The sequence below is a fragment of the Rhodococcus sp. HM1 genome (assembly GCF_023218075.1).
Lineage (GTDB): Bacteria > Actinomycetota > Actinomycetes > Mycobacteriales > Mycobacteriaceae > Rhodococcus.
Map to the genome: position 1 here is coordinate 1 of NZ_JALPTB010000069.1, position 14,779 is coordinate 14,779.

11 protein-coding genes and 1 pseudogene are annotated in these 14,779 nt (G+C 67.6%); all 12 read left to right on the forward strand.

Annotated elements, in window-relative coordinates:
• Nucleotides 1–337 (forward strand): annotated as a pseudogene (locus M1M07_RS26365) (ABC transporter ATP-binding protein); the annotation flags it as partial.
• 8 nt (nucleotides 338–345) lie between these two features.
• Complete coding sequence (locus tag M1M07_RS26370) at nucleotides 346–1,140, forward strand: ABC transporter permease (RefSeq protein WP_197250540.1); 795 nt, start codon at nucleotides 346–348, stop codon at nucleotides 1,138–1,140.
• A 4-nt stretch (nucleotides 1,141–1,144) separates the two neighbouring features.
• Nucleotides 1,145–2,005 carry an ABC transporter permease gene (locus M1M07_RS26375; protein ID WP_197250539.1) on the forward strand — a complete coding sequence of 287 codons (861 nt, stop codon included), beginning with the start codon at nucleotides 1,145–1,147 and terminating at the stop codon, nucleotides 2,003–2,005.
• Nucleotides 2,002–3,357, forward strand: a complete 1,356-nt coding sequence (locus tag M1M07_RS26380; protein ID WP_197250538.1) for an MCE family protein — start codon at nucleotides 2,002–2,004, stop codon at nucleotides 3,355–3,357. The genes M1M07_RS26375 and M1M07_RS26380 overlap by 4 nt, the downstream gene beginning before the upstream one ends.
• Nucleotides 3,354–4,433, forward strand: coding sequence for an MCE family protein (locus M1M07_RS26385; RefSeq protein WP_197250537.1), 1,080 nt, complete (start codon nucleotides 3,354–3,356; stop codon nucleotides 4,431–4,433). Before M1M07_RS26380 ends, M1M07_RS26385 begins: the two co-directional genes overlap by 4 nt.
• Nucleotides 4,430–5,428 carry an MCE family protein gene (locus tag M1M07_RS26390; protein WP_197250536.1) on the forward strand — a complete coding sequence of 333 codons (999 nt, stop codon included), beginning with the start codon at nucleotides 4,430–4,432 and terminating at the stop codon, nucleotides 5,426–5,428. The genes M1M07_RS26385 and M1M07_RS26390 overlap by 4 nt, the downstream gene beginning before the upstream one ends.
• Entirely contained in the window at nucleotides 5,428–6,690 is a 1,263-nt protein-coding gene (locus tag M1M07_RS26395; RefSeq protein ID WP_197250535.1) for an MCE family protein, read from the forward strand. Before M1M07_RS26390 ends, M1M07_RS26395 begins: the two co-directional genes overlap by 1 nt.
• Before the next feature lie 26 nt (nucleotides 6,691–6,716).
• Nucleotides 6,717–7,985 (forward strand): MCE family protein, encoded by a 1,269-nt coding sequence (locus M1M07_RS26400; protein WP_248676083.1) that lies wholly within the window; start codon nucleotides 6,717–6,719, stop codon nucleotides 7,983–7,985.
• The gene (locus M1M07_RS26405) at nucleotides 7,982–9,229 is read left to right on the forward strand and encodes an MCE family protein (protein WP_248676084.1); all 1,248 of its coding nucleotides are present in this window, start codon (nucleotides 7,982–7,984) and stop codon (nucleotides 9,227–9,229) included. The genes M1M07_RS26400 and M1M07_RS26405 overlap by 4 nt, the downstream gene beginning before the upstream one ends.
• Nucleotides 9,230–9,295: 66 nt before the next feature.
• Nucleotides 9,296–9,919, forward strand: coding sequence for a hypothetical protein (locus M1M07_RS26410; RefSeq protein ID WP_248676097.1), 624 nt, complete (start codon nucleotides 9,296–9,298; stop codon nucleotides 9,917–9,919).
• Between the two features lie 39 nt (nucleotides 9,920–9,958).
• Nucleotides 9,959–10,891, forward strand: coding sequence for a hypothetical protein (locus tag M1M07_RS26415; protein WP_248676085.1), 933 nt, complete (start codon nucleotides 9,959–9,961; stop codon nucleotides 10,889–10,891).
• Nucleotides 10,892–11,254: 363 nt separating this feature from the next.
• A complete protein-coding gene (locus tag M1M07_RS26420) occupies nucleotides 11,255–14,761 on the forward strand; it encodes a DNA-directed RNA polymerase subunit beta (RefSeq protein WP_197250531.1) in 3,507 nt (1,168 codons plus the stop codon).
• Nucleotides 14,762–14,779: the final 18 nt, after the last annotated feature.

A 14,779-nucleotide genomic window follows, 5' to 3' on the forward strand; every position in this document is an offset into this window, starting at 1 on the left:
GGAGAAGGACGAGGCGCAGATGGCGCACGAGCAGGCGCTCGTCGACGCCGGGCATCATGCCGGTGGTGTCGACGACGTCGAGGGCATCGTGCCGCAGATGCAGGCCACGCCGGGCATGCCCGAACGCAAGGCCGTGGCGCGCCGTCACGAGCGGGTGCGGCAGATCCTGCACACCCTCCCGGAGAGCGCTCAGGCCGCCATCCTCGAGAGCTACGACCAGGAAGAAGCCGCGCACGTCGCGGCAGCGGTACCCGCAGGCTACGACGGCCGTGACGACGACACGCAGGTGATCCCCGTCTATCGCGAGGAATTCGATCAGCAGTACGGCCAGAAGTAGGAGACCAGATGGGGGTCGGCAGTAGTTCGCTGGTGCGTCCGGTACACGGTGCACTCACTCAAGCCGGGAACATCGTCGAACTGTTCGTCGACGTCGTGCGGAACACCTTCCGTCGCCCGTTCCAGTTCCGGGAGTTCATCGAGCAGGCGTGGTTCATCGCGAGCGTCACGATCCTGCCGACCGCCCTGGTCGCCATTCCGTTCGGGGCCGTCGTGTCCCTTCAGACCGGCTCGCTCATCAAGCAGCTCGGTGCCGAATCGTTCACCGGTGCCGCCAGCGTGCTCGCGGTGATCCAGCAGGGCAGTCCGATCGTGACCGCCCTGCTGATCGCCGGCGCGGCCGGATCCGCCGTCACCGCCGACCTCGGGTCGCGCACGATCCGCGAGGAGATCGACGCCATGAGGGTGCTGGGCATCGATCCGGTCCAGCGGCTCGTCGTCCCGCGTGTCCTGGCGATGATCCTGGTGGCGCTGCTGCTCAACGGACTCGTCTCGGTCGTCGGCATCGCCGGCGGCTACTTCTTCAACGTCATCCTGCAGGGCGGCACCCCGGGTGCGTATCTGGCGTCGTTCTCGGCGCTCGCCCAGTTGCCCGACCTGTACGTCGCCGAACTCAAGGCGGCCGTCTTCGGTCTCATCGCCGGAGTCGTCGCCGCCTACAAGGGCCTGAATCCCGGGGCCGGCCCGAAGGGCGTCGGTGAAGCCGTGAACCAGACCGTCGTCATCACGTTCCTGCTGCTGTTCTTCGCGAACCTGATCCTGACGATGGTGTACCTGCAGATCGTGCCTGCGAAGGGATCCTGAAGCGATGACGATTGCAAAGGGCCGCGGAGATCTCTTCCTGCTCCGGGGCAGGAGGGTGCTGCGCGCACCGTTGAACGTCCTGGATCGCGCAGGCGACCAGATGTCGTTCTATGCGCGGGCGGTCGCGTGGACTCCGAAGACGATCACGCACTACCGCAAGGAGGTGCTGCGGCTGCTTGCCGAGGTCACCTTCGGCAGCGGTGCGCTCGCCGTCATCGGCGGCACCATCGGCGTCATCGCGATGATGTCCGGCTTCACCGGCGTCGTCGTCGGCCTGCAGGGTTACGCCGCGCTCGAACAGCTCGGATCGTCGGTGCTGACCGGCTTCCTGTCGGCCTACGTCAACACCCGTGAGCTCGCGCCGGTCGTGGCCGCGCTCGCGTTGTCCGCGACCGTCGGGTGCGGCTTCACCGCGCAGCTGGGCGCCATGCGCATCAGCGAGGAGATCGATGCGCTCGAGGTGATGGCGGTGCCGTCGGTGCCGTTCCTGGTCACCTCCCGCATGATCGCCGGATTCGTCGCCGTCATCCCGCTGTACATCATCGGCCTGCTCGCCGCGTATCTCGCGACACGCGTGATCAGCACGTTGTTCAACGGTCAGTCGTCCGGCTCGTACGACCACTACTTCTATCTGTTCCTGCCACCGGAGGACGTGCTCTATTCGTTCGCGAAGGTGCTGATCTTCGCGTTCGTGCTGATCCTCATCCACTGCTACTACGGCTTCCACGCCAGCGGTGGCCCAGCGGGTGTGGGTGTCGCGGTCGGCCGGGCGGTCCGCACCGCCATCGTCACCATCGCCGTTCTCGACTTCTTCCTCAGCCTCGCGATCTGGGGCACGACGACGACGGTGAGGGTCGCCGGATGATCGAGACACCCTCGACGCTCCGCCGCCGCGTGCTGGGACTGGTGTTCTTCCTGGTCCTGGCGTTGTTCCTGGCCGGCACCATCGCGATGTACAACAAGGCCTTCAAGAAGGTCGTCGAGGTCGACCTGCTGACCGACAGCGTGGGCAACGCGCTGCCGCACAATGCCGACGTCAAGGTCCGCGGCATGATCGTCGGCGAGGTGCGGTCGACGTCGGTCGAGGACGGTCAGGTCACCGCGCACCTGGCGATCGACCCGGACAAGGCGGAACTGATTCCGGCCAATTCGACGGCCCAGCTGTTGCCGAAGACGCTGTTCGGTGAGCGTTACGTCGCCCTGCTGCTGCCCGAGGACCCGGCCCGTCCGCTCGCCGCCGGCGACGTCCTGGTGCAGGACAAGAGCGCGCGGACCGTCGAACTCGGTGAAGTTCTCGACGGGGTCCTCCCGCTCCTGCAGGCCATCCCGCCGGAGGACCTGGCGAGCACGCTCGGTGCGCTCGCGCAGGGCCTCAGCGGTCGCGGCGAGACCCTGGGACGCACGGTCGAGCATCTCGAGCAGATCTTCCGCGAGGTCGGAGTCGAACTGCCGGCCCTGCAGGAGGACCTGCGCGGACTCGCGGACTTCTCGCAGACCTACGCGGAGGCGGCACCGGACCTGGTGAACGCGTTCAACAACCTGCGCACCACCGGAAACACCGTGGTCGAGCAGGAGAACCAGATCGCGACCCTGCTGGTCTCCGCGACCGGTGCATCGTCCGACACCGCCGGACTGCTGGAGACCAACGCGGCGTCGATCATCAGCATTTCCGCGGACTCGAAGGAGGCGTTGCAGCTGCTGGCCCGGTACTCGCCGTCGTTCCCGTGCATGCTGAAGGGTTTCGCCGATGCCGCCCCGGCCGCCGCGGGTGTGCTCGCGGTGGACGATCCCTTCCCCGGTGTGCGCGCAAGCGTCCAGTTCACGAATCCGAAGGGCCGCTACCTGCCGAACCAGGACGAACCGCGGCTGCTCGACGACCGGGGACCGGCCTGCTACGACAACGTCACCGCGCCCGGCCGGAAGTTCCCGCAGTACCCGGGCGGCTCGATCAACGACGGCTCCTACCAGGTGCCGTCCCGCAACCCCGGGCCCGAGACGATCCCGTTCTTCCCGGCCCCCGAGGGTTCCGGGGTTCCGGACGACGTCGGCGTGATCATCGGCACCGTTCCGGTGTCCTACACGGGCTCGGCGGCCGAACAGGAAACGCTCGACGTGATCTACGGGGCCGCGACCGGTCTCGAACCCGGTGACGTGCCGCGGTGGACCACCCGGCTCGGCGCGCCGGCGATGCGGGGAACGGAGGTGAGCTTCGAATGAGGGGACTGGCAGCACCTCTGATCAAACTGATCGTCTTCGCGGTCGTCACGGTCGTCGCGACGGGCATCCTCGCCGCGACCATCGCCAGCCTCGGCGGCGGTGGCGGCGAGAAGTACCACGCGATCTTCTCCGACGTCACCTCGCTCAACAAAGGTGACGAGATCCGCATCGCGGGCGTCCGGGTCGGGCAGGTGGAGGACATCTCGATCGTCGACGAGCGCAACGCCGAAGTGACGTTCACCGTCGAGGACCGCGACTACCTGCCCGCATCCACCACCGCGACGATCCGGTACCGCAACCTCGTCGGCCAGCGGTACATCGCGCTCGGGCAGGGCGAGGGCGCACAGGGACAGAAGCTGAATCCGGGCGAGACGATCCCGCTCGAGCGGACCAAGCCCGCGGTGAACCTCACCACGCTGTTCAACGGTTTCCGGCCCCTGTTCCAGACCCTGTCGGCGGAGGACGTCAACAAGCTGTCGTACCAGATCGTCCAGGTGTTCCAGGGCGAATCGGGAACCGTCGACGACCTGGTGCGCAGCACCGCGTCGCTGACCAACACGATCGCCGACAAGGACGCGGTCATCGGCGCGGTCATCGACAACCTCAACACGGTGCTGACCACCGTCAACGAGCGGGACGACGAGCTCGATGCGCTGCTCGTGAACACCCAGGCGCTGGTCAGCGGCCTGGCCGCGGATCGTGAGACGGTCGGATCCGCGGTGCAGTCCCTCGCCGGTCTGACGGACGCGGTCGCCGACGTGCTCGAACCGACCCGTCCGGCGATCACACAGTCGATCACCGCGGTGAACCAGCTCGCCGGCACCCTGAACGCCAACAGCGGCGCCGTCGACCAGGTTCTGGAGACGCTGCCCGTCAAGCTCGAGAAGCTCGGCCGGGTCGCGAGTTACGGCTCGTGGTTCCAGTTCTATCTGTGCGGCATCGACATCATCGCCGGTCCGGGCTCGGTCCCGTATCTGAATCTGCCCACCGGGCTGCCCACGGTGAACCAGCCGATCTACACCAATGCCGCGAAACGGTGCACGCAGGACGGAATGCAGGAGTTGCAGGGACGATGAGTAGACGTCGCAGTCCGGCAGCGGCCGGTGCCCTGGGCATTCTGGTGGTCCTGCTGGCCACGCTGTCCGCGTTCTTCCTGGACTCGCTGCCGATCATCGGCGCCGGCGCCACCTACAAGGCCGAGTTCAGTGAAGCGGCAGGCCTCAAGCCCACCAACGAGGTGCGCATCGCCGGCGTCAAGGTCGGCCAGGTCACCGCGGTCGAGCTCGAGGGCGACCGCGTCGTCGTCGAGTTCAACGTCAAGGACGCGTGGATCGGCGACGACACGTCGGCCTCGATCCAGATCAAGACGATCCTCGGCCAGAAGTACCTCGCGCTCGATCCGCGCGGAACCGAGGTGCTGAATCCGTCGGACGTGATTCCGCTCGAGCGCACGGTGGCGCCGTACGACGTGATCGAGGCGTTCTCGTCCGCAGCGACCACCCTCGGTGACATCGACTCCGAACAGCTCGCCGCCGGATTCGCTGCCCTGTCCGATGCGTTCTCCGAGACACCCGACGACGTGCGGGCCGCGCTCGACGGGGTGAGCCGGATCTCGGAGACGATCGCGAGCCGCGACCAGGAGCTGAAGAAGCTGCTCGACGCGACCGCGCAGACCTCGCAGATCCTCGCCGACCGCAATGTCGAGTTCAACCGGCTCATCAGCGACGGTGCGCTGCTGGTCGCGGAGCTCAACAACCGCCGGGAGGCGATTTCGCAGCTGCTCGACGGCACGCAGCGGATGTCGACCGAGCTGAGCGGTCTCGTCCAGGAGAACGAGGAGCAGTTCGGTCCCGCACTCGAACAGCTCCGCGGTGTCGTGCAGATCCTGCAGGACAACAACGACAATCTCGATCGTGCCTTCGAGCTGTACGAACCCTTCGTGCGCCTGTACACGAACGTCGTCGGCAACGGCCGCTGGTTCGACCAGGTCGTCGTGAACCTCACCCCGCCGGGGCTGCCGGACATTCCGGGCTACCGGGAGCCGGGCCGCACGCTGGAAGGGGGTAACTGATGGCGCACGCCGAGAACGGGGACGACTCCACGCGCGGGAACGGACGCACGGCAGTGCTCGTCGCGCTCGCCGCGGCACTGGTGGCAGCGCTCGTCGCCGGCGGCTGGTACGCCTACCAACGTGTCGGCACGACCGAGATCACCGCGTACTTCGACAAGGCCGTAGGCATCTACGAAGGCTCCGACGTCCGGGTGCTGGGTGTCGAGGTCGGCAAGGTCCTGTCGGTCGAGCCGCAGGGCGATCTCGTGCAGGTCCGTATGCGCGTGAACCGCGGGGTGGACATCCCGGCCGACGCGCGGGCCGCGCAGATCACGCCGTCGGTCGTCGCCGACCGGTACGTGCAGCTCGCTCCCGCCTATACGGGCGGCGAGACGATGCAGAGCGGCGCGGTGATCCCGCGTGAACGCACGGCCACGCCCGTCGAGGTCGACGAGCTCTACGCCACCATCGACGAGCTGTCGCGCGCGCTGGGACCGGAGGGCGCGAACAAGGAAGGCGCGCTGTCGCAGTTCGTCGAGGTCGGCGCGGAGAACCTCGCCGGCAACGGGGAAGCGCTCGGCCGCAGTATCGATCAGCTGTCCGCGGCGACCCGCACCCTGAACTCCTCGCGTGACGACCTGTTCGGCACCGTCGAGAACCTGCAGGTGTTCGTGAGCGCTCTCGCCGCGAACGACGAGCAGGTACGGGTCTTCAACAGCCAGCTCGCCGAGCTGTCCGGATTCCTCGCGGGGGAGCGGGAGGATCTCGGTCAGGCCCTGAACCAGCTGTCGGTGACGCTGGGCGACGTCGCGACGTTCGTGCAGGACAACCAGGCGATCCTGAAGGACAACGTCGACGCGCTCGTGCCGATCACGCAGACGCTCGCGGATCGCCGGGATTCGCTGGTCAACTCGCTGACCCTGCTGCCGCTGGCGGTGAGCAACCTCGTCAACTCGTACGACGCGGAGGCCGGGGCATTGTCGTCGCGACTCGTGCTTACCGACCTCCAGGATCCGAACGCCGCCGTGTGCAAGCTGATCGACCTCGGAAAGCTGGTGCCGGGCGACGAACGCTTCGAACGGCTCGGACGACAGATGCAGCCGCTCATCGACCGATGCGGCGACATCATGGCGCAGGTGACCGCGGACCAGAGGTCGCCGGATCTGATCCTGCCGTTCGGCATCCTGAGCGGCGAGAACATCCAGCGGCAGGTGGTTCCGGGCACGGTGCCCGGCGTCGAATCGCCGCGACTGCAGCTCGGCGGAGAGGGGGGTGATCGGTGAGGCACTCGAAATCGGGGATCCCCTCGGTGGGGTCGGGACGTGCGGTCGCCCTCGCCGCGGGGCTGTGTGTCGTGGCGGTGACGGTGTCGGGCTGCGGCGGGGTTTCCGATATTCCGCTGCCCGGTGGCCCGGACGTCGGAAGTGACCCGATGCACCTGACCATCGCGTTCGAGGACGTGCTGGACCTCGTGCCGCAGTCCGCGGTGAAGGTGGACGGTGTGCCGGTCGGTCGCGTCGAATCGATCTCCGTCGCCCCGGACGGCTGGACGGCGGATGTGGACGTCGTGGTGCAGTCCTCGGTGGATCTGCCGGCGAATGCGCTCGCGGAGGTCGAGCAGACCAGCATCCTCGGCGAGAAGTTCGTCCAGCTGAGCTCGCCCCCGACGGACCCGTCGACGCAGAGGCTGGCCGACGGCGATTCGATCCCCGTCGAGCGGACCCGCGCCGCGACCGAGATCGAACCGGTGCTGGGCGCGCTGTCGCTGCTGCTCAACGGCGGCGGTGTGGGACAGCTCGCGCCGGTGGTCAAGGAACTGTCGACTGCGTTCGACGGGCGCGAGGGAACCACGCGCAGTCTGCTCGAACAGGCGGATCTGCTGATCGCCGGACTCGAACAGCAGAAGAACGACATCACGCGTGCGCTGGACGGGCTGGACACGCTGAGCACGAACGTGGCCGCGCAGACCGACCGGATCGCCGGGATTCTCGACGAGCTTCCGGTCGCGACGGAGGTCCTCGAGCAGCAACGCCCGCAGCTCGTCGAACTGCTCACGCAGCTCGATCGGCTCGGCACGGTCGGAACCGATGTGCTCGAACAGTCGAAGGACGATCTGATCGCCGACCTGCTGGCGCTGCGCCCGACTCTGCAGCAACTCGCGATCTCCGGAGACGACCTGGTCGAGGCGTTGCCGTTCATCCCGACCGTGCCGTTCCCGGACGGGGTGGAGAAGATCGCGCTCGGCAGTTCGGTGAACCTGTTCCTCATCGTCGATCTGCAGATCGGGGACGCGCTCGCGGCCCTCGGTGTCGGACAGGGCGAGCCGGTCTACCGGGAGCCCAAGTTCGGTAACCCCAAGCCGCTGGTCGATCCGTCCAACCCGTACGTCGACGGCAACGGTCCGCGGCCGGGATGGCCGACGGTGTCGCTCCTGCCGATCCTGCCGACGCCCACCTTGCCCGAGACGGTCGCGGTGCCGGGTCTCCCGGCGGGTGTCGCCGTCCCCGGGGACGCGGCCGCGCCGCCCAATCCCCTGGAGGGCCTGATGAACCAGCTCGGACTCGGGGGTGGCCGATGAGATCGCGCCTGGTCAAAGCGCAGCTCGCGGTGTTCGTGGTGATCGCGCTGCTCGGTGTGCTGTTCGTCGGCGCCCGGTACGTCCGTCTCGACAACCTGTTGGGCTTCGGGCAGTACACGGTGAACGCGCAGTTCGCGACGTCCGGTGGTGTCTTCAAGAACGCGGAGGTCACCTACCGTGGTGTCCCGGTCGGGCGGGTCGGTGAACTGTCGCTCACCGAGGACGGCCTCAACGTCGAGCTGAAACTCGACAACGGCGGCCCGGACATCCCGGCGTCGGCACGCGCGGTCGTGGCGAACCGCTCCGCGATCGGTGAGCAGTACGTCGACCTGCGGCCCGACACCGACGAAGGCCCGTTCCTGGTGGACGGGTCGGTCATCGAACAGGACCGGACCGCCGTTCCGATCCCGGTGGAGGACCTGCTGGTGAGCACGAACGACCTGGTGCGATCGGTCCCGGTGGACGACTTGCACACCCTCATCACGGAACTCGGCGACGCGTTCGACGGCCGCGGTGACGATCTGCAGGTGCTCGTCGACTCGCTGGCCGAGCTCAGCGCGGCCGGTGTGGACTACCTGCCGCAGACGGTCACTCTCGTCCGGGACAGCGAGACCGTGCTGAACACGCAGTCGGTGCAGTCGTCGGCGATTCAGCAGTTCAGTTCCGATCTGGACCTGGTCACGGCGCAATTGCGCGAAAGCGACCCGGACATCCGGCGTCTCATCGAGACGGGACAGGCCGCCAGCGAGCAGCTGACCCAGCTGGTCGCGGACAGCGGTCCGGGTCTGACGACCGATCTCACCAACCTGGCACTGCTCGGCGACAAGCTCGCGCCCCAGGCGATCGCGCTGCAGCCGCTCCTGGCGTTCCTGCCCGCGGTGGCCGGCAGCTCCTCGACGGTCGCACCGGGCGACGGCGCGGTCCGGCAGGGCATCGTCCTCGAGACGAACAACCCGCCGTCCTGCACGATCGGATACGAGGGCACCTACGAGATCCTCGACGAGATGCACCGGCAGAACCCGAACTTCGACGACACGCAGCAGGACTTCCCGTTCAACACGAACGCGTCGTGCGAAGTGCCGCAGGGCAGCGTCACCGGCGTGCGCAGCGCCAACCGGATCGTGTTCGCCGATCCTCTGACCCTCCAGCCGTGGGACTTCATCCCGAAGAAGGACCCGGACAAGTTGAACCTGAACCCGATCGCGACGCAACTGGCACCGCTGCTCGGGGTCACCCCGAAGTGAAGTGAGTAGGTTGTTGGAGTGAGCGAGGAGACCACAACCCGACCGGCAGGCGACAGGTTCCGCACGGTGGGGCTCGCGGTCGTCGGCGTCGTCGCGCTGGTCGCGCTGGCGGCTGCGATCTGGTTCGGTGTCGGCTGGGGCCGGGCGTTGTTCGTCGAGCGGCCCACGGCCGACGCGAGGGATGCGGCGCTGTCCGGCGCGATGCAGGCGGCGATCAATCTGAACAGTGTCGACGCGGACGACGTCGACCGATCGCTCGACAACATGCGGTCGTCGATCACCGGTGATGCGCTGGTGAACGATCTGAACGCCACCGAACAGCAGATCCGCGACCAGGTCGCGGCCACCGGCACCGGGATGGCGGCCGATGTTCTGTTCGGGTCGCTGACGGAGCTGAACACCGACGACGACACCGCGCGTGCGCTCGTGGTGTTGTCGGTGACCACGACGACGCCCACGAACTTCGTGAAGAACAAGGTGTCGGTCGAGGTCGCCGTCCGTAAGGACGGGGACATCTGGAAGGCGGAGACGATCCAGCCGCTCGGTTCGGTGGAGCTCGAGTCCGGTGCGAATCCGGAGGCCGCTCCGGCTCCCGCAGAACCGGCCGCGCCGCCCGCCGGAACGCCCCTGCCCGAAACTCCGCTGCCCGCCGAGCCGACGGCCCCGGCCGGACCGGCGCCCGGGCAGTAGGGGACCGACGGTGACCGAGCAACTCGAGGAGTGTGTGTAGTGCCGCCGCAACGACGCAATCCGGGAACCGGTGGGCCGCGCCGACGTCCGAAGATCGCCGGAACCGGCCGCGCGCAGGGCCCTGCCGGCGCCGCCCGGCCGACGGCTCCGACTGCGCGGCCGGCGGCTCCCGGGCAGGACACGAGCGCGCCGAAGCCCGAGGTCGGGGAATCGGTCGTCGAAGCCGGCACGCCCGAGGGCGCGGCGGTGGAGCTGTCCAAGAAATCCGAGCCGGAGACCGCAGCCGAGGCCGTCGAGACCCCTGAGTCTGCCGAGACCCCTGAGTCTGCCGAGAGCACTGAGTCTGCCGAGGCCACTGAGTCTGCCGAGAGCACTGAGTCTGCCGAGAGCACCGGGACTGCCGAGGCTGCTGCCGTGCCCGCCGAGCCGGAGCCCGGCCGGGAGGTCGCTCCGGAGGATGCCGCCGGGACGGAGCCCACGGCACGGGCCGGCACGCGTCCGCTGCTGCTCCTCGGCGGCGCCGCGGTCGCCCTGGGCGTGTTCGCGGTGGTCGCCGCGTTCCAGCCCGGTGCGAGGGTCGAGAACCGGGCGTGGGTCGACACGGCCGCGACCGCACAGGTCGAGCGCGCCGCCACCGAGGCCATCGAGACGATGCACGGCTACAACTACGAGACGATCGACGACAACTTCGCGGCGATCCGCAAGGTGCTGACGCCGGAGATGCAGGAACAGTTCGACCGGACCGCGGAGGTGACGAAGCAGGCCGCGGTGCAGACGCACACGGTCACGCAGGTCGACGTCACGCACATCGGGGTGTCCATGCTCGACGATTCGCGTGCGGAGGTGGCGGCATACATCAACGTCAGCGCGACGGGCGACGGGATCGCCCAGGGCAGCGCGGCGGCGCCGCTGCGGGTGCGGATGGAGCGGATCGACGGACGCTGGCTGGTCTCGGAACTGACCGACAGGTGACCCCGGTCGGGGGCTGTTTCGCTGCGGTCGGCGCGGTCCCGGCGAAACGATCTCTTGACGCGGAGAGCGGTAGCGGTCACTCTATCGGTACGCCCGCGCGAACTCGCGAGAAAGTCCGAGTTCCGGAGAGGGGCTTGCTTCAGGCACCCCTGTTGGACATCTGCCGTTTTTCGGTGTAGGTTAGGACTTTGCGCTGGCTGCCTCCTGTCCAAACCTCGTTCGCAAAGCCGGAAGTGCCCCCTCGTGGGGTGCCCGCCGCCGGTCTTCGTGATGGGGCTGTCGTTCGGGTTGTGACCAGCCGAAACGCCCCACTGAAGAAGCAGGTACAGCGGCGGTCGCACCGGTTGGAGCGGCCCGCGTGAGGTGCTGGAAGGACGCATCTTGGCAGTCTCTAGCCAGACCAAGGCAGTTGCCGGAATCCCCGGAGCCCCGAAGAGAGTCTCGTTCGCGAAGATTCGCGAGCCGCTCGAGGTCCCCGGGCTCCTCGATCTACAGACAGATTCCTTCGAATGGTTGATCGGCTCCGAGCGCTGGCGCGCGAAGGCTGCCGAACGTGGTGACGGGCCTGTTGTCGGCGGCCTCGAGGAGATCCTCGCAGAGCTCTCGCCGATCGAGGACTTCTCGGGTTCGATGTCCCTGTCCTTCTCCGACCCGCGCTTCGACGAGGTCAAGGCCTCCGTCGAGGAGTGCAAGGACAAGGACATGACGTACGCGGCTCCGCTGTTCGTCACGGCCGAGTTCATCAACAACAACACCGGCGAGATCAAGAGCCAGACGGTCTTCATGGGTGACTTCCCGATGATGACCGACAAGGGCACCTTCATCATCAACGGCACCGAGCGCGTCGTCGTGTCGCAGCTGGTGCGGTCCCCTGGCGTCTACTTCGACCGGAACGTCGACAAGAGCACCGAGAAGGACCTGCACAGCGTCAAGGTGATCCCGGGCCGCGGTGCATGGCTCGAGTTCGACGTCGACAAGCGCGACACCGTCGGCGTCCGCATCGACCGCAAGCGCCGCCAGCCGGTCACCGTGCTGCTCAAGGCCCTGGGCTGGACGAACGAGCAGATCGTCCAGCGCTTCGGTTTCTCCGAGATCATGATGTCCACGCTGGAGAAGGACAACACGGCCGGCACCGACGAGGCGCTGCTCGACATCTACCGCAAGCTGCGTCCGGGCGAGCCGCCGACCAAGGAGTCCGCGCAGACCCTGCTGGAGAACCTCTTCTTCAAGGACAAGCGCTACGACCTGGCGCGCGTGGGACGTTACAAGATCAACAAGAAGCTGGGCCTGAACAGCGGCCAGCCGATCGCGGCGTCCACCCTCACCGAGGAAGACATCGTCGCCACGATCGAGTACCTGGTGCGCCTGCACGCCGGTGAAACCGTGATGACCGCCCCCGACGGCGTCGAGGTCCCGGTCGAGGTCGACGACATCGACCACTTCGGCAACCGTCGTCTGCGCACGGTCGGCGAGCTCATCCAGAACCAGATCCGTGTCGGCCTGTCCCGCATGGAGCGCGTGGTGCGCGAGCGTATGACCACGCAGGACGTCGAGGCGATCACGCCGCAGACGCTGATCAACATCCGTCCCGTCGTGGCCGCGATCAAGGAGTTCTTCGGAACCTCCCAGCTGTCGCAGTTCATGGACCAGAACAACCCGCTCTCGGGCCTGACCCACAAGCGCCGCCTGTCCGCGCTGGGCCCCGGCGGTCTGTCCCGTGAGCGCGCCGGCCTCGAGGTCCGCGACGTCCACTCGTCGCACTACGGCCGCATGTGCCCGATCGAGACCCCGGAAGGCCCGAACATCGGCCTGATCGGCTCGCTGTCGGTGTACGCGCGGGTCAACCCGTTCGGTTTCATCGAGACCCCGTACCGCAAGGTCGAGAACGGCGTCGTCACCGACGAGGTCGTCTACCTGACCGCCGACGAGGAGGACCGCCACGTCGTGGCGCAGGCCAACTCGCCGATCGGTCCCGACGGCCGGTTCACCGAGGATCGCGTTCTCGTCCGTAAGAAGGGCGGCGAGATCGAGTACATCCCGGCCGCCGAAGTCGACTTCATGGACGTTTCGCCGCGTCAGATGGTGTCGGTCGCGACCGCGATGATCCCGTTCCTCGAGCACGACGACGCCAACCGTGCCCTCATGGGTGCGAACATGCAGCGTCAGGCCGTGCCGCTGGTGCGCAGCGAGGCTCCGGTCGTCGGTACCGGCATGGAACTGCGTGCCGCCGTCGACGCCGGCGACGTCATCGTCACCGAGAAGACCGGTGTGGTCGAGGAGGTGTCCGCCGACTTCATCACCGTGATGGCCGACGACGGCACCCGCAAGACCTACCGTCTGCGCAAGTTCGACCGTTCCAACCAGGGCACCTGCTCGAACCAGCGTCCGATCGTGGACGAGGGTCAGCGCGTCGAGGCCGGCCAGGTCCTCGCCGACGGTCCCTGCACCCAGAACGGTGAGATGGCGCTCGGCAAGAACCTGCTCGTGGCGATCATGCCGTGGGAAGGCCACAACTACGAGGACGCGATCATCCTGTCGCAGCGCCTCGTGGAGGAGGACGTGCTCACCTCGATCCACATCGAGGAGCACGAGATCGACGCCCGCGACACCAAGCTCGGTGCCGAGGAGATCACCCGCGACATCCCGAACGTCTCGGACGAGGTCCTCGCCGACCTGGACGAGCGCGGCATCGTCCGCATCGGTGCCGAGGTCCGCGACGGCGACATCCTCGTCGGCAAGGTCACCCCGAAGGGTGAGACCGAGCTGACCCCCGAGGAGCGGCTGCTGCGCGCGATCTTCGGCGAGAAGGCCCGCGAGGTCCGCGACACGTCGCTGAAGGTGCCCCACGGCGAGACCGGCAAGGTCATCGGCGTGCGCGTGTTCTCCCGCGAGGACGACGACGATCTGCCTCCGGGCGTCAACGAGCTCGTCCGCGTGTACGTGGCGCAGAAGCGCAAGATCCAGGACGGCGACAAGCTCGCCGGCCGCCACGGCAACAAGGGCGTCATCGGCAAGATCCTCCCGCAGGAGGACATGCCGTTCCTGCCCGACGGCACCCCGGTCGACATCATCCTCAACACCCACGGTGTTCCGCGTCGTATGAACATCGGCCAGATCCTCGAGACGCATCTCGGCTGGATCGGCAAGGCCGGCTGGAACATTCAGGTCGCGGAGGACGGCAGCCGTCCCGAGTGGGCGCAGAACCTGTCCGACGAGATGCTGTCGGCGGAGCCGAACACCAACATCGCGACCCCGGTGTTCGACGGTGCGCGCGAGGACGAGCTCAGCGGTCTGCTGGCCTCGACCCTGCCGAACCGCGACGGTGAGGTCATGGTCGGTGAGGACGGCAAGGCGACGCTGTTCGACGGTCGTTCCGGCGAGCCGTTCCCGTACCCGGTGTCGGTCGGCTACATGTACATCATCAAGCTGCACCACCTCGTCGACGACAAGATCCACGCTCGGTCGACCGGTCCGTACTCGATGATCACCCAGCAGCCGCTCGGCGGTAAGGCCCAGTTCGGTGGCCAGCGCTTCGGTGAGATGGAGTGCTGGGCCATGCAGGCCTACGGTGCGGCGTACACGCTGCAGGAGCTCCTCACCATCAAGTCGGACGACGTCGTCGGCCGCGTTAAGGTGTACGAGGCGATCGTCAAGGGCGAGAACATCCCGGAGCCGGGTATCCCCGAGTCCTTCAAGGTTCTCCTGAAGGAGCTCCAGTCGCTCTGCCTGAACGTCGAGGTGCTCTCGAGCGACGGCGCGGCCATCGCGATGGCCGACGGCGACGACGAGGACCTGGAGCGGGCAGCGGCCAACCTGGGCATCAACCTTTCCCGCAACGAGTCGGCCACGGTCGACGACCTCGCGAACTAGGAAGCCGACCCCGGAGGA

Bases quoted from the DNA above. Each gene is read 5' to 3' on its own strand.
- M1M07_RS26375 (WP_197250539.1), top strand. From the start codon at position 1,145: ATGACGATTGCAAAGGGCCGCGGAGATCTCTTCCTGCTCCGGGGCAGG.
- M1M07_RS26370 (WP_197250540.1), top strand. From the start codon at position 346: ATGGGGGTCGGCAGTAGTTCGCTGGTGCGTCCGGTACACGGTGCACTC.
- M1M07_RS26395 (WP_197250535.1), top strand. From the start codon at position 5,428: ATGGCGCACGCCGAGAACGGGGACGACTCCACGCGCGGGAACGGACGC.
- M1M07_RS26380 (WP_197250538.1), top strand. From the start codon at position 2,002: ATGATCGAGACACCCTCGACGCTCCGCCGCCGCGTGCTGGGACTGGTG.
- M1M07_RS26405 (WP_248676084.1), top strand. From the start codon at position 7,982: ATGAGATCGCGCCTGGTCAAAGCGCAGCTCGCGGTGTTCGTGGTGATC.
- M1M07_RS26390 (WP_197250536.1), top strand. From the start codon at position 4,430: ATGAGTAGACGTCGCAGTCCGGCAGCGGCCGGTGCCCTGGGCATTCTG.
- M1M07_RS26385 (WP_197250537.1), top strand. From the start codon at position 3,354: ATGAGGGGACTGGCAGCACCTCTGATCAAACTGATCGTCTTCGCGGTC.